The organism is Pandoraea cepalis, from assembly GCF_902459665.1.
In the GTDB taxonomy this organism is placed as follows: domain Bacteria; phylum Pseudomonadota; class Gammaproteobacteria; order Burkholderiales; family Burkholderiaceae; genus Pandoraea; species Pandoraea cepalis.
Genome location: NZ_CABPSL010000018.1, coordinates 50,188 through 67,443, shown reverse-complemented (window position 1 = coordinate 67,443; position 17,256 = coordinate 50,188). Strand labels below are relative to the sequence as shown.

17 protein-coding genes are annotated in these 17,256 nt (G+C 65.7%); 13 read left to right on the top strand and 4 right to left on the bottom strand.

Annotated elements, in window-relative coordinates:
- Nucleotides 1–208: 208 nt before the first annotated feature.
- The 13 genes from fliF to fliR all read left to right on the top strand — a co-directional run bounded on the left by fliF (nt 209) and on the right by fliR (nt 11,692).
- Entirely contained in the window at nt 209–1,894 is a 1,686-nt protein-coding gene (gene fliF, locus PCE31106_RS19315) for a flagellar basal-body MS-ring/collar protein FliF (protein ID WP_254441188.1), read from the top strand.
- A complete protein-coding gene (gene fliG, locus PCE31106_RS19310; protein ID WP_130027558.1) occupies nt 1,881–2,879 on the top strand; it encodes a flagellar motor switch protein FliG in 999 nt (332 codons plus the stop codon). Before fliF ends, fliG begins: the two co-directional genes overlap by 14 nt.
- 72 nt (nt 2,880–2,951) lie before the next feature.
- Nucleotides 2,952–3,560 (top strand): flagellar assembly protein FliH, encoded by a 609-nt coding sequence (gene fliH / locus PCE31106_RS19305; protein ID WP_254441187.1) that lies wholly within the window; start codon nt 2,952–2,954, stop codon nt 3,558–3,560.
- Nucleotides 3,561–3,763: 203 nt separating this feature from the next.
- Nucleotides 3,764–5,320: a flagellar protein export ATPase FliI gene (fliI, locus tag PCE31106_RS19300; protein ID WP_150564433.1), complete on the top strand. Its 1,557-nt coding sequence runs from the start codon at nt 3,764–3,766 to the stop codon at nt 5,318–5,320.
- A gap of 12 nt (nt 5,321–5,332) precedes the next feature.
- Nucleotides 5,333–5,785, top strand: coding sequence for a flagellar export protein FliJ (gene fliJ, locus PCE31106_RS19295; protein WP_017231687.1), 453 nt, complete (start codon nt 5,333–5,335; stop codon nt 5,783–5,785).
- Between the two features lie 19 nt (nt 5,786–5,804).
- A complete protein-coding gene (locus PCE31106_RS19290) occupies nt 5,805–7,232 on the top strand; it encodes a flagellar hook-length control protein FliK (RefSeq protein WP_150564398.1) in 1,428 nt (475 codons plus the stop codon).
- A gap of 221 nt (nt 7,233–7,453) precedes the next feature.
- Nucleotides 7,454–7,888 (top strand): flagellar basal body-associated protein FliL, encoded by a 435-nt coding sequence (fliL, locus tag PCE31106_RS19285; protein WP_017233648.1) that lies wholly within the window; start codon nt 7,454–7,456, stop codon nt 7,886–7,888.
- A 7-nt stretch (nt 7,889–7,895) separates the two neighbouring features.
- Nucleotides 7,896–8,894 carry a flagellar motor switch protein FliM gene (gene fliM / locus PCE31106_RS19280; RefSeq protein ID WP_017233647.1) on the top strand — a complete coding sequence of 333 codons (999 nt, stop codon included), beginning with the start codon at nt 7,896–7,898 and terminating at the stop codon, nt 8,892–8,894.
- Nucleotides 8,894–9,322, top strand: coding sequence for a flagellar motor switch protein FliN (gene fliN / locus PCE31106_RS19275; RefSeq protein WP_017233646.1), 429 nt, complete (start codon nt 8,894–8,896; stop codon nt 9,320–9,322). Before fliM ends, fliN begins: the two co-directional genes overlap by 1 nt.
- Nucleotides 9,319–9,810, top strand: coding sequence for a flagellar biosynthetic protein FliO (gene fliO / locus PCE31106_RS19270; RefSeq protein WP_150564397.1), 492 nt, complete (start codon nt 9,319–9,321; stop codon nt 9,808–9,810). The genes fliN and fliO overlap by 4 nt, the downstream gene beginning before the upstream one ends.
- Nucleotides 9,810–10,604: a flagellar type III secretion system pore protein FliP gene (gene fliP, locus PCE31106_RS19265; RefSeq protein ID WP_017233645.1), complete on the top strand. Its 795-nt coding sequence runs from the start codon at nt 9,810–9,812 to the stop codon at nt 10,602–10,604. Before fliO ends, fliP begins: the two co-directional genes overlap by 1 nt.
- A 14-nt stretch (nt 10,605–10,618) precedes the next feature.
- Nucleotides 10,619–10,888, top strand: coding sequence for a flagellar biosynthesis protein FliQ (fliQ, locus tag PCE31106_RS19260; RefSeq protein WP_026131892.1), 270 nt, complete (start codon nt 10,619–10,621; stop codon nt 10,886–10,888).
- Nucleotides 10,889–10,900: 12 nt separating this feature from the next.
- Entirely contained in the window at nt 10,901–11,692 is a 792-nt protein-coding gene (fliR, locus tag PCE31106_RS19255; RefSeq protein ID WP_017233643.1) for a flagellar biosynthetic protein FliR, read from the top strand.
- A gap of 126 nt (nt 11,693–11,818) precedes the next feature.
- Here fliR and flgL read toward each other — a convergent pair whose 3' ends face one another.
- The 4 genes from flgL to PCE31106_RS19235 all read right to left on the bottom strand — a co-directional run bounded on the left by flgL (nt 11,819) and on the right by PCE31106_RS19235 (nt 17,248).
- On the bottom strand, nt 11,819–13,054 hold the full coding sequence (gene flgL / locus PCE31106_RS19250; RefSeq protein WP_150564396.1) for a flagellar hook-associated protein FlgL: 1,236 nt from the start codon (nt 13,052–13,054) through the stop codon (nt 11,819–11,821).
- 16 nt (nt 13,055–13,070) lie between these two features.
- On the bottom strand, nt 13,071–15,059 hold the full coding sequence (gene flgK, locus PCE31106_RS19245; RefSeq protein WP_039830255.1) for a flagellar hook-associated protein FlgK: 1,989 nt from the start codon (nt 15,057–15,059) through the stop codon (nt 13,071–13,073).
- A gap of 136 nt (nt 15,060–15,195) precedes the next feature.
- The gene (flgJ, locus tag PCE31106_RS19240; RefSeq protein WP_150564395.1) at nt 15,196–16,080 is read right to left on the bottom strand and encodes a flagellar assembly peptidoglycan hydrolase FlgJ; all 885 of its coding nucleotides are present in this window, start codon (nt 16,078–16,080) and stop codon (nt 15,196–15,198) included.
- A gap of 1 nt (nt 16,081) precedes the next feature.
- Nucleotides 16,082–17,248, bottom strand: a complete 1,167-nt coding sequence (locus PCE31106_RS19235) for a flagellar basal body P-ring protein FlgI (RefSeq protein ID WP_437343832.1) — start codon at nt 17,246–17,248, stop codon at nt 16,082–16,084.
- Nucleotides 17,249–17,256 lie beyond the last annotated feature (8 nt).

Genomic DNA, 17,256 nt, shown 5'->3' with positions numbered 1-17,256 from the left:
CGCCTAATCCTTAAAACGATTCCATATTCGGCAACGAATAATCAGGACCATCGGCATCGTGCGCACCGGGTAACGGACCTTTACAATCCTTAGCGCCCGTCGCACGTGAGCGCGATGCCAAGCGTACCCCCGGAGAATTCTGTCGCATGTTAGTGAGCACTTCCACCGCGAAGAACGTCGTGTTAACGCCGCTGGCGTGGAGCCGCGCATGAACGCCGCCACCCAGTCGGCGGACGCCGCCGCCAAGTCGCCCCTGCTGGCGCAGTTGCGCTCGCGCGAGCGCCTGCCGCTGCTCATCGGTGGCGCGGCCCTCATCGCCTTGCTGATCGCCGTTTTCCTGTGGAGCCGTGCCCCCGACTACAAGGTGTTGTACAGCAACCTGGGCGATCGCGACGGGGGCGCCATCATCACCTCGCTGCAGCAGATGAACGTGCCGTACAAGTTCGCCGAGGGCGGCGGTGCCATTCTGGTGCCGGCCGAGCAGGTGCACGAGGTGCGGCTGCGTCTGGCCTCGCAAGGGCTGCCCAAGGGCGGTCTGGTCGGCTTCGAATTGATGGACAACCAGAAGTTCGGCATCAGCCAGTTTGCCGAGCAGGTCAATTACCAGCGCGCCCTCGAAGGCGAACTCGCCCGCTCGATCGAATCGCTGTCGGCGGTGCAGGCCGCGCGCGTGCATCTCGCGATCCCCAAACCGTCGGTCTTCGTGCGTGAACAGCAAAAGCCCAGCGCCTCGGTGCTCGTCACGCTGTATCCGGGCCGCGTGCTCGACGACGGCCAGGTCAGCGCCATTGTCCACATGGTCGCATCGGGTGTGCCCGAGCTGCCGGTCAAGAACGTGACGGTGCTCGATCAGAACGGCAATCTGCTCTCCGCACAGAGCGCCAATGCGCTGGGTCTGGACGCCAGCCAGCTCAAGTACGTTCGCGAACTCGAACAATCGTATGCGCGCCGCATCGAGGCCATCCTGAACCCGATCGTCGGACCGGGCAACGTGCACGCTCAGGTGACGGCGGACGTCGACTTCAACCAGGTCGAGCAGACGTCGGAGAATTACAAGCCGAATTCAGGCGAGCAGGCGGTGCGCAGTCAGCAGAACAGCGAAGCCTCGCAAATCGGCATCACGCCCGCCGGCGGGGTGCCCGGCGCGTTGTCGAACCAGCCGCCGGGTCAAGCCACCGCGCCCATCACGCAAACGCAGCAGCAGTTCGCCCAGCAAAACGCCGCAAACGCGGCAAGCGCCGCCAGCGCGCCGCAGGGCCCGCGCAGCGACCGCAAGGACGCCACGGTCAACTACGAAGTCGACCGCACGATTCGCCATGTTCAGCAAGCGACGGGCGGTCTGAAGCGTCTGTCGGCCGCCGTGGTGGTGAACTATCGCCCGGGCACCGACGCGAAGGGCAAGGCCGCGATGGTGGCGCTCACGCAAGCGCAGCTCGACCAGATTCAGAACCTGGCGAAGGAAGCCATCGGCTACTCGACCCAGCGCGGCGACACGCTCAACATCGTCAACAGCCCGTTCACGGTCGAGGCCGATCCGGAAGCCAACCTGCCGTGGTGGCGTCAGCGCCAGAACATCGAATTGGCCAAGCAAGTCGGCAAGTGGGTCTTGATCGGCCTGGTCGGCCTCTATCTGTGGTTCGGCGTCATTCGCCCGGCCATTCGCAAGCATCTGACCCCGCCGCCGCCGGCCGAGCCCACGCTGGCGGGTGCGGCCGGTGCCGCCGGGGGAGAAGGCGTCGAGGGCGAGAATGCCGACGGCGAGGCCGGCAAGCGGGCCGAAGTCAGCGCCTACGAGCGCAACTTGCAGTACGCGCGCCAAGTCGCGCGACAGGATCCGAAGATCGTGGCAACGGTAGTCAAATCATGGGTGGGTGGTGGCGATGAGCGCGGCTGAGGGACTCGAACGCAGTGCCATCCTCCTGATGTCGCTGGGTGAAGACGAAGCGGCGGAGGTCTTCAAGTACCTCGCGCCGCGCGAAGTGCAAAAGCTCGGCGCGGCCATGGCCTCGCTGCGGCAGGTCACGCGCGACCAGATCGCCGACGTGTTGCAGGACTTCGTGCTCGAAGCCGAACAGCACTCGGCGCTTTCGCTCGATTCTTCCGAATACATCCGCTCGGTGCTCAACAAGGCGCTGGGCAACGACAAGGCCGCGGGCCTGATCGAGCGCATTCTGCAAGGCGGCGACACCAGCGGCATCGAGGGTTTGAAGTGGATGGACTCGACGGCCGTCGCCGAGCTGATCCGCCACGAGCATCCGCAGATCATCGCCACGATCCTCGTACACCTCGACCGCGACCAGGCCTCGGAAGTGCTCGCGCTGTTCACGGAGCGTCTGCGCAACGACGTCGTCTTGCGCATTGCCACGCTCGACGGCATTCAGCCTGCCGCGCTACGTGAGCTGAACGACGTGTTGACGAAACTGCTTTCGGGCAGCGAGAACATCAAGCGCAGCCCAATGGGCGGTGTGCGCACCGCAGCGGAAATTCTCAATTACCTGGGCGGGGTGCACGAAGAGTCGGTCATCGAAGCCGTGCGCAACTACGACTCGGACCTCGCGGCGAAGATCGTCGAAGAGATGTTCGTGTTCGAGAACCTGCTCGACGTGGAAGACCGCAGCATCCAGGTGCTGCTCAAGGAGATCGAGTCGGAGTCGCTCATCATCGCGCTCAAGGGCGCGCCGGTCGAGCTGCGCGAAAAGTTCTTCAAGAACATGTCCGCGCGCGCGGCCGAGCTGCTGCGCGAAGATCTCGAATCTCGCGGTCCGGTGCGCGTTTCCGAAGTCGAAGCCGAACAGAAGAAGGTGCTGCAAGTGGTGCGGCGCCTCGCCGATCAGGGCGCCATCATGGTGGGCGGCCGCGGCGAAGACGCTTACGTGTAACCGACCAGGGACCGCGCGCGCATGTCGACCATCATTCCGAAAGAACGCCTTTCCGCCTGGTAGCGCTGGGAGATGGCGTCGTTCGACCCGCCGCCGCCGCCGTCCCCGCCGCAACCGTTGCCGCCCAACCCGCTCGACGATCCCGCGCTCGCGGAACAGATCGCTGCGTGGCGTGAGGCGGCGCGCGCCGAGGGCCATGCGCAAGGCTACGCCAACGGTCACGCCGAGGGCTACGCCGCCGGGCAGGCTGCCGGACAACAGGAAGTCGACACGCGTGCCGCACAACTCGCCGATATCGCGCATGGGTTCGGCAACGCGGTGAACGCCATCGATCGCGAAGTGGCCGAGCCGCTGCTCGGACTGGCGCTCGACATCGCACGCCAGGCACTGGGCCAGACCCTCACGATTCACCCCGAAACGCTGCTGCCGCTCGTGCGCGACCTGCTCTCCAACGATCCGCTGACCGGCTCGCCGCGTCTGCTCCTGCATCCGGAAGACGTCGCGCTCGTCGACGCGCATGTGGGCGCGGAACTGCGCGCTGCGGGCTGGACCGTGCGCGCCGATCCCACCATCGAACGCGGCGGCTGCAAGGCCGAGGCCGCGAGTGGCGAAGTCGATGCCACCGTCGCCACGCGCTGGCAGCGTGTGATGGCCGCGCTGGGCAAGGATCTGCCGTGGTGAACGCCGACCTCACCCCACTTACCGCGCATGCGCCGGTGCTGCCCAGCACCGAGAACACGCACGATGCCGCCACGCCCTCCACGCCCTCCACGCCCGCCCCGGCGAACGACGGCACGAAGCCCTCGGTGCGCCTATGGGATGAAATCGATACGGGCGTCGGCTCGGGCTTCGATACGACCCCACCGACCGCGCAGGCCGGCGCGCTGCAACCCGACGACCCAAACGATCACGCCGACCACGCCGATCACAGCGACCGTCCGGCTCAATCGCCAAGCGCCGACGCCGAACCCGGCAGTCCCGATCCGAGCGCTGCCATCGAATCCGCCGCGCCGAAAGCCGCCACACACGTCCTGGACGCTCGCGAGATCGCCCGCGACTCGCATCTTCGCCGCTGGCAGAACACGCTGCGCGAGCGCATCGCGCACGTTCACGCCGTCGAACCGACGCGCCGCTGCGGCCGCCTCACCCGCGCCGCCGGTCTCGTGCTCGAAGCCGTCGGTCTGCGCCTGCCGGTTGGCGCGGGCTGCCTGATCGAGCTGCCGGTGCACGACGCCTCGCGCGAGCCGGCCACGGCCGAAGCGGAAGTCGTCGGCTTCGGTGGCGACCGTCTGTTTCTCATGCCGCAGACGGAGGTCGCCGGCCTGCTGCCGGGCGCTCGCGTGTACCCGATGGAGCCCGCCGCCGACGGTCCGCTGCCGAATCAACGTCACAACGGCAAGCGTCTGCCCGTGGGCGAAGCGCTGCTCGGCCGGGTGGTCGACGCCGCCGGCCGTCCGCTCGACGATTTCGGCCCGCTGGGCATGACCGACAGTGCCTCGCTCGCGTCGGTGCCGGTCAATCCGCTGGGTCGCGCGCCCATCGACTCGGTGCTCGACGTGGGGGTGCGCGCCATCAATGCGTTGCTCACCGTCGGGCGCGGCCAACGCATGGGCCTCTTCGCCGGGTCGGGCGTCGGCAAGAGCGTGCTGCTGGGGATGATGGCCCGCTTCACGCAGGCCGAAGTCATCGTCGTGGGCCTGATCGGCGAGCGCGGCCGCGAAGTGAAGGACTTCATCGAAAACATTCTCGGGCCGGACGGCCTGGCGCGCTCCGTCGTCGTGGCGGCACCCGCCGACGTCTCGCCGCTGCTGCGCCTGCAAGGCGCGGCGTACGCCACCACGCTGGCCGAGTACTTCCGCGATCAGGGCAAGGATGTGCTGCTGATCATGGACTCGCTCACCCGGTACGCCATGGCCCAGCGCGAAATCGCACTGGCGATCGGCGAGCCGCCGGCCACGAAGGGCTATCCGCCTTCCGTGTTCGCCAAGCTTCCGGCGCTGGTCGAGCGTGCCGGTAACGGTCCGGACGGTGGCGGCTCGATCACCGCGTTCTATACCGTGCTCACCGAGGGCGACGACCAGCAGGATCCGATCGCCGATTCGGCCCGCGCCATTCTCGACGGCCACATCGTGCTCTCGCGTCAATTGGCGGAGTCGGGGCACTATCCGGCGATCGACATCGAACAGTCGATCAGCCGTGCGATGACCGCGCTCATCGACGATGGGCAGTTCGACAAGGTACGGCGCTTCAAGCAGATGCTCTCGCGCTATCAGCGCAACCGCGACCTCATCAATGTGGGCGCGTACGCGCCGGGCAGCGATCCGATGCTCGATCAGGCGATCGAGCTGTATCCCCGACTCGAAAACTTCCTGCAACAGGGGATGCGCGAGCGGGCCAGTTATCCGGACGCCGTGCACCAGATGCACGGTCTGTTCCACTAACCGGCGGCGGCCATGAATTCCACCCTGCCCCTCAAGCTGCTCATCGAACTCGCCCAGAAGGACGTGGACGAAGCCGCGCGCCTGCTCGGCGAACGCCAGACGCAGCGCGCCGAGGTCGAGCGTCAGCTCGAAGCACTGCGCCAGTATCGCCACGAATACCGCACGCGCATGCAGACGGCGACGATTCAGGGCATGGCAGGCTGCGACTGGCGCAACTTCCAGCAATTCATCGATACGCTCGACACGGCCATCGGACAGCAAGCCATGCTGCTCGAGCAAGCCGACGAGCGTCTCGCGGCCGCGCGCCGCGAATGGCAGGCACAGCAGCGCCGCCTGAACTCCTTCGGCACGCTCGCTTCGCGTGAGCAAGCCCGCACGGCGCTGCGTGTCGCGCGCCGCGAGCAGAAGGAAAACGACGAGTACGCCGCGCGCAGCCTGCGCCGTCGTGCCGACTCCCCGATCTGAAGGACCCAAGGCGCCCACTATGTCGATTCTTAGCTTCCTGACCGATTCCGCAGGCGCGGCCCTGCAAGCCGTGACGGGCCACCGCGCCGGATCGTCGAACACCGACGACAGCAACGCGCTGCCCTTCTCCGCCGTGCTCTCGCAGCAGACCCGCCAGACGGTTCAGCCCGCCGCGAGCAGCGCGAACAATACGGCCGCGCAAGCGAGTCAGACGAATGCGTCGTCCGGGAACGCCTCGGGCGGCAGCGCAACGCCGACGCAGAACACCGCCGACAACAGCTCGCGAGCCGATCAGGCGAACCAGACCGGGCAGGCGGGCCAGGCAAGCCAAACGAACGCTTCGACGAAATCCTCGAAATCGACGACGGCCGACAGCGACAAGAATGACGCTACCGCCGACGACGCGGCGGCCACAGCGGCGCCCGGCGATCCGGCAGCCGCTCTTGCGGTCGCCCTTGCCGCCATGAACAACGCGCCGCTGCCGCCCCAGACCCCTGCCCCGGCCGACGCGGGTTCGGCCGACGCAAAGTCCGGCACCGGCGCAGCCATCGCCGCCGCAGTGAACGGCGCGCTGCAGGCCACCGGCGCCGCGCAACTGACCGGCCAGGCGCCGGCCGACGCCAAGGCCGCGACCACGACCACCAACGCGGGCGCACCGGTCAATGGCGCAGCGGCATCGAACGCCGACAAGACTGGCGGCCTCCCGCTCGACGCCCTGGCCAGGAACGGTACGACAACGCAGACCAATACGTCCGCACAACCAGCGGCGGCGGATGCCAAGACCGCAGCGACACCGGTCAGTGCGGACGCCCAGGCCCAACGCATGGCCGACGCGCTGGCGCAAGCGCAGGGACATCGCGACACCGCCGCGCAAGCGGCGACAGCCACCGCCACGCAGGCGGCCGCACAGATCGCGCAAACGGCCACGCCAGCGCTGGACGCCCAACCGCAGTTGCCGGTCCAGGCCAATCTGCCCGCCGCGCTCGCCCTGAACGCGCGCGTGGGGACGCAGGACTGGAACAACCAGCTCTCGCAGCAAGTGGTCTGGCTCTCGTCCGCCCATGCACAAACGGCGCAATTGAGCCTGAATCCGCCCGATCTCGGTCCGTTGCACGTGGTGCTGAACGTGGCGAACGACTCGGCGCAGGCGATGTTCGTCTCGCAACACGCCGCCGTGCGCGACGCCGTGCAGGCGGCCTTGCCGCAACTGCGCGAAAGCCTTGCCAACAATGGCATTGCGCTGGGTAACGCTACCGTGAGCAGCGACAGTTCGCAGCAACAGGCCTTTGCCCAGCAAGGGGCGAATGGCAACGGAAGCGGTAATGGAAGCGGCAACGGCAACGCACGCGGCACCCCGGGCTTTGGCCAGGGCGACGACGCGACGCTCGCCACGACCGTGAGCGTTCCGGTACGCGTGAGCAACGGTCTCGTCGACACGTTCGCCTGATCTCCTCCCGGGATCCGCGCGAGCGGCGCGACCGGGCGTCGCACCGCCCTAAAGCCAGCCGGTTTTTCTGCCGTTAAGACAAAGACGCGAGTTAGACGCGATTGTCCCTTCTTTTCGGCCGATCACCCGTTGGCGGGTTGGCCGACAATCATTACCCAATAGCAGGCGAACACATGGCAAATCCCGCATCGACGCAAGCCGCGGCTCCCTCCGGAGGGAGCATGCGCAAATGGATTCTGTTGATCGTTGCGGTAGCCCTTATGGCCGCTGCCGGCGCGGCAACGGCCGTGTATTTGCTGACCGGACGCCAGGAAGCCGCGAAGGCGCCACCGCCCCCGCCGCCCCCCGTGTTCGTCAGCATGGACCCGTTCACGGTGAACCTGACGGGCGAAGACGGCGAGCGCTATCTGCATATCGGCCTCTCGCTCAAGGTGGCAGACGCCGAGACGCAAGCCCGCATCACGCAGCACATGCCCGAAGTGCGCAGCCGTGTGTTGCTGCTGTTGTCGTCCAAGCAGCCGCAGGATCTCGCCACGATCGACGGCAAGCGCCGTCTGGCGAGCGAGATCCGCACACTGGTCGCGCAGCCGTTCGCGGCCAACATGCCGCAGCAGGCCGTGGGCGAAGTGCTGTTCACCGCGTTTGTAATTCAGTGAGTGATACATGGCGCATGAGGAGTTCCTGTCGCAGGAAGAGGTCGATGCCCTTCTGAAGGGTGTCACCGGCGAACAGGATGACCGGTCGGAGTCGGAAGAGCATTCCGGCATCCGGCCATACAACATCGCGACGCAAGAGCGTATCGTGCGTGGGCGCATGCCTACACTCGAGATCATCAACGATCGCTTCTCGCGCTTGTTCCGCATTGCCCTGTTCAATTTCATGCGCCGCAGCGCCGAAATCTCGGTCAGCCCGGTACGCGTGCAGAAGTACAGCGAGTTCATTCGCAACCTGCCTGTCCCGACCAACCTCAATCTGGTCCACATCAAGCCGCTGCGCGGCACGGCGCTGTTCGTGTTCGACCCGAACCTCGTGTTCCTCGTGGTGGACAACCTGTTCGGCGGCGACGGCCGGTTCCACACGCGCGTCGAAGGGCGCGACTTCACGCAGACCGAGCAGCGCATCATCGCGCGCCTGCTCGATCTGGTGTTCGAGAACTACGGGGCGTCGTGGAAACCGGTGTATCCGGTCGAGTTCGAGTACGTGCGCGCCGAAATGCACACCCAGTTCGCCAACGTCGCCACGCCTAACGAGGTGGTGGTCACGACCACGTTCGACATCGAGTTCGGCTCGGTCGGCGGTGAATTCCATATCTGCATGCCGTACTCGATGATCGAGCCGATGCGCGACCAGCTCTCGAGCCCCCTGCAAGGCGAGACGCTCGAAGTGGACAAGCGCTGGGTGCGTCTGCTCTCGCAACAGGTGCAAGCGGCCGACGTCGAAATCGTGACCAACCTCGCGCAGTTCGACATGACGCTCTCGCAGTTGCTCAACATGCGCGTGGGCGACGTGATTCCGCTCGACGTGCCCGAGGTGCTCGAGGCCAAGGTCGACGGCGTGCCCGTGATGCAATGCAATTACGGCGTGTTCAACGGTCAATATGCGCTGCGCGTGAACCAGATGATCAACCATTCGCACAGCGATTACACGAAGGACAACGAGTGATGAGCGATACCCCTCAAACGCTTGGTGACGACGCCCAGGCCATGGCGGACGAGTGGGCCAGTGCCATGGCGGAGCAGACGGCGACCGAAGCCGCGGCGCCACCGGCCGCCGCCCCCGTGTTTCAGCCCCTGGCGGCCACGGCCGGCAATCCGCCGAACGCGACGCACAACGACATCGACCTGATTCTCGACATCCCGGTCCAGATGACCGTGGAGCTGGGCCGCACGAAGATCGCCATCAAGAACCTGCTGCAACTGGCGCAGGGCTCCGTAGTGGAACTCGACGGCATGGCCGGTGAGCCGATGGACGTGCTGGTCAACGGTTGCCTCATCGCCCAGGGCGAAGTCGTGGTTGTGAACGACAAGTTCGGCATTCGCCTGACTGATATCATCACGCCATCCGAACGCATCCGAAAGCTCAACCGATGAATGCAACAAAAGTCCGCGGCGCCCCCGTGGGGCGTGCCGCGGCAGCGGCCGCCCTGTTGGCCTGCCTGACGATCGCCACCGCGCACGCCCAGGGCACGGCCTCGCAGGCTGCGGCCGTACCGAGCCTTGGCGGCGCGGGCATCGTGCAGACGGGGCTGGGCCTCGTGCTGGTGCTGGCGCTGCTCTTCGGGTTGGCGTGGCTGGCCAAGCGTTTCGGGCTGCAACGCCCGTTGGGGGGCGGCAACGTGCGCGTGGTCGGCAGCGCCGCCGTGGGCCAGCGTGAACGCGTGGTCGTGGTCGAGGTCGCGGGCGACTGGATCGTGCTGGGGGTTGCGCCCGGTCAGGTGCGCAGCCTGCATGTGATCGATGCGGAGCGTGTCGCAGATATGCCCGCCGCGCCCACCGTTGCCCATCCGGGCGCGCAGGCCAACCGCGCCGCACAAGCGTTTGCGCAAAAATTGCGCGAAACGATGAAAAAGGATTCCTGATGGCGCGCGGTTTGCGGTTGACCGGGCCATCGCCTCGCCAAGCGGGTTGGGCACTCGGTATCACGCTGGGACTGGCGCTCGCCTGCCTCGCCCTGCCGGGCACCGCCCTGGCGCAGGCCACGCTGCCCGCGTTCACCACGACCCCAGCGCCCGGCGGCGGACAGACCTACTCGCTGTCCGTGCAGACGATGTTGCTGCTCACATCGCTGGGCTTCCTGCCCGCGATGCTGCTGATGATGACCGCCTTCACGCGCATCATCATCGTGCTCTCGCTGCTGCGCCATGCCATCGGCGTCACCACGTCGCCGCCGAACCAGATTCTGATCGGCCTGGCGCTGTTCCTGACCTTCTTCGTCATGTCGCCGGTGTTCGACAAGGCTTACACCGACGCCTACCAGCCGTTCGCCGCGAACAAGATCAGTTTCGAGCAGGCCATCGACACCGGCGCCAAGCCGTTCCACGCGTTCATGCTCAAGCAGACGCGTGAAGCCGACCTGGCACTCTTCGCCAAGCTCGCCAAGACCCCGCCGATGAACGGCCCCGAAGACGTGCCGATGCGCATTCTCGTGCCCGCCTTCGCCACAAGCGAACTGAAGACGGCCTTTCAGATCGGTTTCACGATCTTCATTCCGTTCCTGATCATCGACCTGGTGGTTGCGAGCGTGTTGATGTCGATGGGCATGATGATGGTGTCGCCCTCCACGGTATCGCTGCCGTTCAAGCTGATGCTGTTCGTGGTGGTCGATGGCTGGCAACTGCTGCTGGGCTCGCTCGCCCAGAGCTTCACCATGTAGCGCAGGAACGCGAGATGACTCCGGAAACCGTCATGGCGCTGGCCCATCAGGCAATGCAGGTCACCCTGCTGCTCGCCGCGCCGCTGCTGCTCGTCGCGCTCGTCTCGGGTCTGCTCGTGAGCCTGTTTCAGGCCGCCACGCAGATCAATGAAATGACGCTGTCGTTCATCCCGAAGCTGCTGGCCGTGTTCGCCACCCTGGTGATCGCCGGCCCCTGGATGCTCAACCTGATGGTCGACTACATGCGCCAGTTGCTCACCGGCATTCCCGGCCTCGTCGGGTAAGCCGCGCCCGCGTTGATCAGCTTCACTTACGAACAACTCTCGGGCGTCATTGCGGCGTTCCTGTTTCCATTCGTGCGCCTGCTGGCGCTCTCGATGAGCGCCCCCCTGTTTGGCGACGCCGCCGTGCCCGGCACGGTCAAGATCGGCCTCGCGGGCATTGTCGCGCTGGCGCTCGCCCCGGTGCTCGGCCCCATGCCCGCCGCGTCGCCGTTTTCGTGGGAGGGACTCTGGATTCTCGTGCAGCAGGTGATGATCGGCGCGGCGCTGGGGTGGTGCATGCAGATCGTGTTCTCCGCCATCAGCATGGCGGGCGACTTCGTCGGCTTGCAGATGGGGCTGTCGTTCGCCACGCTGCTCACGCCGAACAGCGACGGCAGCACCGCCGTGCTCGGCATGCTGCTCAATGTCGTGGCCATGCTCGTGTTCCTCGCCACCAATGGACATCTGGTGATGTTCGCCACGCTGGTGCAGAGCTTCACGGTATTGCCGGTCTCCGCCGTACCGCTCTCCAGCGTGGGCTGGCACTATCTTGCCATGCTGGGCGGCCAGCTCTTCATGCTAGCGCTCATGCTGTCGCTGCCGCTCGTAGCCGCGCTGCTCATCTGCAACCTGGCGCTGGGCATTCTGAATCGCGCGGCGCCGCAACTCAACATCTTCGCCGTCGGCTTTCCGCTCACGCTGGGCGTGGGGCTGGTGGTGATCGAGCTGATGATGCCGCGTATTGCGCCGGTGATGGACCACTTCATCGCGATCGGCATCGACATGATGATCCGCACGACCGCGGCCTTCGTCCCAAAACCCTGAACACCGGGCGCGAGCGATGTCGCAATGCCCCACAAATGACATTGGGCCGCCCTGCAATCCCGGGCGGCCCAATGTCTTTGCTGCGGTCCCGCCTTGTCCGGCGCGGGCAATGTCCCGCGCAACCGGTCAGAGCAGACTGAACAGCGACAGCTTCTGCGTCTGCAGGAAGCTCTGCTGCGATGCCTGCAACGCGGCCTGCAACTGCGAGAACTTGGTCACCGACGAGTTCCAGTCCACGTCGAGCAGATCGCCCAACTGCGACTGATAATTCAGCGAATTGGTGTCGCCGATGTTGTTGAGCGCCGAGAGTTCGTTCATGCGGGAGCCCGTGGTCGTGCGAATCGTCGTGACGTTGTCGTAGGTGTTGCTGAACATCTGGCCGAACGTGGTCAGCGCGTTGTCCAGGTTGGCCTGGCCCGTGCCGTTCGTGCTGCTGACCGGCGTCTTGAGCGTGTTGATCAGCGCCTGCAGGTTGTCGAACATGTTCGTGCTGCCCATGGTGGCCGGTTGCACGGTGTAGGTGTCGCCCGTGGCCGGCGCGCCGGAGAACGTGACCGCCTTGCCGCCGAACGAGATCGGCTGGCCGGCGGTGTAGACGCCCGTCACGTCCGGCACGGTCGTATCCGTCTGATCCTTGACCGTGTAGTTGGTCGTGGGCGGCGTGGTCGTGTTGTCGATCGCGAAGCTGAGCTGGTACTGATGGTTCGCGCCCGCCGCCGCCACGTTGGTCGTGGAGACAGTGGAATACGTGGCGGTGCCCTGATTCGCGGCGTTTCCGCTGATCAGCGTGCCCGACGTGCCGCTCTGCACGCTTTCGAAGACGCTCGATCCAACGTCGTTGATTGCGATCTGACGATTCGGACTCACTTGCACGTAACGCACGCCCGAGTCGCCCGTGTATGACGCCCCCGTGGCCGATGTCATGTACGCTGCGGTATTGCCCTTGAAGCCCGAGAACAGATACTGGCCGTTGGCATCGGTGGTGTTCGCCAGCGAAAGCAATTGCTGAAAGCTCGATTGCAGGTCGCTCGCGATGGTCGATCGGTCCTTGTCGTTGAGCGAGGCGTCGCCCGCCGACACGACTTGCGACATCACGTGCTGCAACGCGTTGATGACGCTGCCGAAGGTCGAGTCCTCGAGCTGCAACTGGGTGGTCGCGGACTGCCGGTTCGCCGCGTACTGCGTGTTCATGGCGTTGTCCTGCGACACGGCCACCGCCTGGGCTGACGCAATCGGGTCGTCGCTCGGCGTGGTCACGCGCTTGCCCGACGAGAGTTGCGCCTGAACGTTGAGCAGATCGGAGGTGTTCTGGCTCATCGAGCGCATCCCCTGATCGTAAATCATGTTGGTGCTGATCCGCATCGCGATGCCCCTGCGCTTAATTGACGATCTGGAGGATGGTGCTGAACAACGTCGACGCGGTCTGAATCACCTTCGAGTTGGCCTGATACAGCTGTTGGTACTTGATCAGGTTCGCCGCTTCTTCGTCGAGGTTCACGCCAGAGTTGGACTGCTGTGCCGTCTGCGTCTGTTGCAACAGGGTCTGCTGCGCCGCGCTGGTCGACTTGTACGTATTCGTGGTCGAGCCGACAAACGAGACCAGGCTCGCGTAGGCGGTCGCATAGCTCTGCGCGCCCCCGACCTTGGTCGTGTCGTTCTGCAGGGCCGACAGCGCCAGACCGTTCCGGTTGTCGGTCACCGCGCCAGACGTATTCGGCGAAATGGTGAACGTGTCGCCATTGGACGGCGTGCCGCTCAGGTTGACCGTCATGCCGCTCATCGTGATCTTCGCCCCCGTTGCGGCGTTATACGGCACGGTGGCGCCGGCGGCATACGAGGTCGTCACGCCATTGACCGAGACCGTCATCGGCGACGGGGCGACGAGCGTCAATGCGCCGGTCACAGGGTCCTTGGTGAACGTGAAGTTGACCGGTGCGCTCAGTACGTTCGACAGATAGTTGGCGTCCACGCTGCCCTGATCGACTTTGAGCGAGCCGCTATTGGTGCTGGGGGTCGAGGCGAGGATCGGCGCGGCCAGGGCGATCTTGCCCGGATCGGTGATGGCCACACCGATGTTCTGCGCGGCGTTGCGCGTGGGCTGGATCGCGAAGCTGTCGCCGGCGACCATGCCGGTGGTGGTCACCGAGAAGCCGTCGCCGAATGCCGCGCCGCTGGTGTCCTGGAAGTTCAGCGGGGTGCTCGGCGTGGCGGGCGCCCCCGCCGTCCACTTGGCGCCGTCGCTCTGGCGCGTGAGTGTGTAGGTGGTTCCGTCGAAGCTCACCGAGTAGTCGCTTGCGGTCACCTTCGAGGCGTCGGTGATGCTGGCGTTGAGCGTGGCCGCGTTCGAATTGCCGGTATTCGCGATGATCGTCGGATTGGGCACCGTAAAGAAGTTGCCGCCCATCTGACCGTAGAGGTCCATCCCCAACTGGTTCTGCGCGTTGAACGTGCCGGCCAGCGACATGGCGATCTGGCCGAGCGAGTTCTGCGCCTGCGTGAGCGCGCCGCTGCGGAACGACAACAGGCCGGCGAGCGAGCCGCCGGTGATCGACGACTCCGGGATCGCGACCTTCGTGCCGTTGCCGGTGACGTAGGCCACGGTCATTTGCGACGGATCGCTGGTCGAAGGCACCGTCGTCATCTGATAGGCCGAGTTGCCCGATACCAGCGACTGGCCATTGCCGACGAAGACGTTGTACGACCCGTTAGTGTCCTTGACGATGTTCGTCTGTACGATGGCGTTCAGGCTTGCGACGGCCTGATCGCGCTGGTCGAGCAGGTCGTTCGGCATGGTATGGGTGCCGTTGCCCTGCGCCTGCAGAATCGCGTCGTTAAGGCTGGCGATCTGCTTCGCGTACGTGTTGATCTGCGTGGTCGCCTGGGTAATGTTGCCGTTCACGCTGGTGCGCAGCGACGACAGCGTGCCCGAGAGCGACTGGAACATGCTCGTGAGGGTCTGCGCCGACGAAATCACCGTCGCCCGCGTGGCCGAGTTGTTCGGCGCGGTCACGATCGTCTGCAGGTTCGTGAAGAACGTGGACATCGAGGCCGACAGGCCGGTCGTGGAGCTACCCAGCGCATTGTTGATCTGCGAGATCTGCTGGTAGTAGGTGTTGAGCTGGCTGTACTGTGTCTGCGCCTGGTTGACCTGGTTCGACAGGAACTGGTCGTACACGCGCGACACATCGCTCACCAGCACGCCCTGGCCGACGTAGCCCACACCGGCGAACTGGCTGTCCGCCTGGGTGTAGTCGACAACCTGGCGGTTGTATCCGGCCGTCCCCGAGTTGGAGATGTTGTTGCCGGTGGTGTTCAGGGCGAACTGGGAGGCGTTCAGCCCGCTCATGCCAATATTGATTAGGCTCATGATCTCGCGGCTTGAATGAGGGGTGCGCCCCACGGCGGAAAGCCCGTTCGCGCACCGTTACCCATGTGTTTACGGCAGCCCGCCGGCAAAATTGAGGCCGACGCGCCCGAGGATGTCCTGTCGACGCCCGTGCCGGTCAGGCGAAGTGCTTCATGATCTTCATCAGCTTGCTGGCGTACTGCGGATCGGTCGCATACCCGGCGCGCTGAAGATTGGTGGCGAAGCTCGCGGCGTCGTTGGCGCTCGCCACGACCGACGCGTAGCGCGGATTGCTCGAAATCAGGTTCGCATAGTCGGCGAACGCCTCGTCATACGAGCGATAGGCGCGGAACTTGGCCATCACCTTGTGCGGCTGGCCGTTCACGTACTCGGTCGTGGCGACCTCCACCGTCGGACCGGTCCAGTGCTTGCCCGCCTTGATGCCGAAGACGTTGAAGCTCGTGCTGCCATCGCGCCGACGGATTTCGTGCTTGCCCCAGCCGGATTCAAGCGCCGCCTGACTGAGCATGAAGCGTGCCGGAATGCCGCTGCTGGCGCTGGCGTTCTGGGCGGCCGTGGCCATGCGCTCGACGAAGTCGCCGGCGGCAGCCGGAGCCCCTTCGGCAACACCGATGGCATCCGCCGCGTTGTAGGCGCGACCCTGCAACGGTTGCTGGCGCCCCAACGCCGCAGGCGGCAGGGTGGTGCCGGTCTGGGCGAGCTGCTTGAGCATCATGTCGGCCAGACCGATGCCCTTGTGCGACGCGAGCTGCTGTGCGAGCTGGTCGTCGAGCATGCCGTTGAACATCTTTTCCTGATCGCTGCCGAGCAGGCCGCCGGACATCGTGGCGTCGCGCATGCTCTTCATCATCATCTGCGTGAAAACGGCCTCGAACTGCTTGGCCGCCTGCTGCGTGGCCTGCGGCGATTGCTGGTGGGCCGCCGCGCGCAAGGCTGTGAGGCCCTGCATGTCGTAGGTAGCGCGTTGCGTCAGGTCGGGCAGGGACTTGCCCGCACCGCTCAGTCGGGAGCCGTCGGCCATATCAGATGATCTCCAGATCGGCGCGCAGCGCGCCCGAGGCCTTCATGGCCTGCAGAATCGACATCAGATCGGCCGGGCTGGCACCGAGCGAGTTAAGTGCCTTGACGACGTCGGCCAGGTTCGCGCCCGCCTTGATCATCCTGAGCGCGTTGTTCTCCTGTTGAACGGAGATTTGCGAATTCGGCGCCACCACCGTCTGACCGCCCGAGAATGGCGCGGGCTGGCTCACGTTGTTTTGCGTGTCGATGACGACCGACAGATTGCCGTGGGCGACCGCGCACTGCTGGATCGTCACGTTCTGGTTCATCACGACGGAACCGGTGCGCGCGTTGATGATCACGCGCGCGGCCGTGTTGTCGGGGTGCACGTCCACACTTTCGAGCTGGGCGAGGAACTGCACACGGCCCGACGGATCGCTCGGCGTGCGCAACAGGATCACGCGGCCGTCCAGCGCCTGCGCGGTGCCGTAGCCAAAGCGGCGGTTCACGGCATCGACCACACGCTGCGCGGTCGAGAAATCGGTCACGTTCAGTTCCATCTGCACCGTGCCCGGTTGACCGCCCATCGCGGTCGGCACGGCGCGCTCGACGATGGCGCCGCTCGGAATCCGCCCCGAGGCCAACTGGTTGACGGTCACGCTCGACCCATTGGCCGACGCGCCCGCGCCGCCCACGAGCAGGTTGCCCTGCGCCAGCGCGTAGACCTGCCCGTCCGGCCCCTTGAGCGGGGTCATGAGCAACGTGCCGCCCCGCAGGCTCTTGGCATTGCCCATCGAGGAGACCACCACGTCGATGGCCTGTCCGGGACGCGTGAACGCGGGCAGCGTGGCCGTCACCATCACAGCGGCCACGTTCTTCAACTGCATGTTGGTGCCCGGCGCGACGGTAATGCCCAGCTGCGAGAGCATGTTGGTCATGCTCTGCACGGTAAACGGGGTTTGCGTGGTCTGGTCGCCCGAGTTGTCGAGGCCCGCCACCAGGCCGTAGCCGATCAGCTGGTTGTCGCGCACGCCCTGAATCGAGGCCAGCTCCTTGAGACGTTCGGCGCGAGCCACGCCTGGACACAACAGCATCGCGGCCGCGCCCGCCACGGCCAGCGTGGTGACAAAGCGGCGAAGGCCCTGGCGAAGGTGATGCAAGGACGGCGCACGGCGCGACGGGGACGGCATGATCGACA

What these genes read in the sequence shown, in the direction of transcription:
- PCE31106_RS19290 (WP_150564398.1), top strand. Translation starts at nt 5,805, where the DNA reads ATGTCGATTCTTAGCTTCCTGACCGATTCCGCAGGCGCGGCCCTGCAA.
- fliN (WP_017233646.1), top strand. Translation starts at nt 8,894, where the DNA reads ATGAGCGATACCCCTCAAACGCTTGGTGACGACGCCCAGGCCATGGCG.
- fliG (WP_130027558.1), top strand. Translation starts at nt 1,881, where the DNA reads ATGAGCGCGGCTGAGGGACTCGAACGCAGTGCCATCCTCCTGATGTCG.
- fliJ (WP_017231687.1), top strand. Translation starts at nt 5,333, where the DNA reads ATGAATTCCACCCTGCCCCTCAAGCTGCTCATCGAACTCGCCCAGAAG.
- fliQ (WP_026131892.1), top strand. Translation starts at nt 10,619, where the DNA reads ATGACTCCGGAAACCGTCATGGCGCTGGCCCATCAGGCAATGCAGGTC.
- flgL (WP_150564396.1), bottom strand. Translation starts at nt 13,054, where the DNA reads ATGCGGATCAGCACCAACATGATTTACGATCAGGGGATGCGCTCGATG.
- fliO (WP_150564397.1), top strand. Translation starts at nt 9,319, where the DNA reads ATGAATGCAACAAAAGTCCGCGGCGCCCCCGTGGGGCGTGCCGCGGCA.
- fliH (WP_254441187.1), top strand. Translation starts at nt 2,952, where the DNA reads ATGGCGTCGTTCGACCCGCCGCCGCCGCCGTCCCCGCCGCAACCGTTG.
- fliL (WP_017233648.1), top strand. Translation starts at nt 7,454, where the DNA reads ATGCGCAAATGGATTCTGTTGATCGTTGCGGTAGCCCTTATGGCCGCT.
- flgJ (WP_150564395.1), bottom strand. Translation starts at nt 16,080, where the DNA reads ATGGCCGACGGCTCCCGACTGAGCGGTGCGGGCAAGTCCCTGCCCGAC.
- PCE31106_RS19235 (WP_437343832.1), bottom strand. Translation starts at nt 17,248, where the DNA reads ATGCCGTCCCCGTCGCGCCGTGCGCCGTCCTTGCATCACCTTCGCCAG.
- fliF (WP_254441188.1), top strand. Translation starts at nt 209, where the DNA reads ATGAACGCCGCCACCCAGTCGGCGGACGCCGCCGCCAAGTCGCCCCTG.
- flgK (WP_039830255.1), bottom strand. Translation starts at nt 15,059, where the DNA reads ATGAGCCTAATCAATATTGGCATGAGCGGGCTGAACGCCTCCCAGTTC.
- fliP (WP_017233645.1), top strand. Translation starts at nt 9,810, where the DNA reads ATGGCGCGCGGTTTGCGGTTGACCGGGCCATCGCCTCGCCAAGCGGGT.
- fliM (WP_017233647.1), top strand. Translation starts at nt 7,896, where the DNA reads ATGGCGCATGAGGAGTTCCTGTCGCAGGAAGAGGTCGATGCCCTTCTG.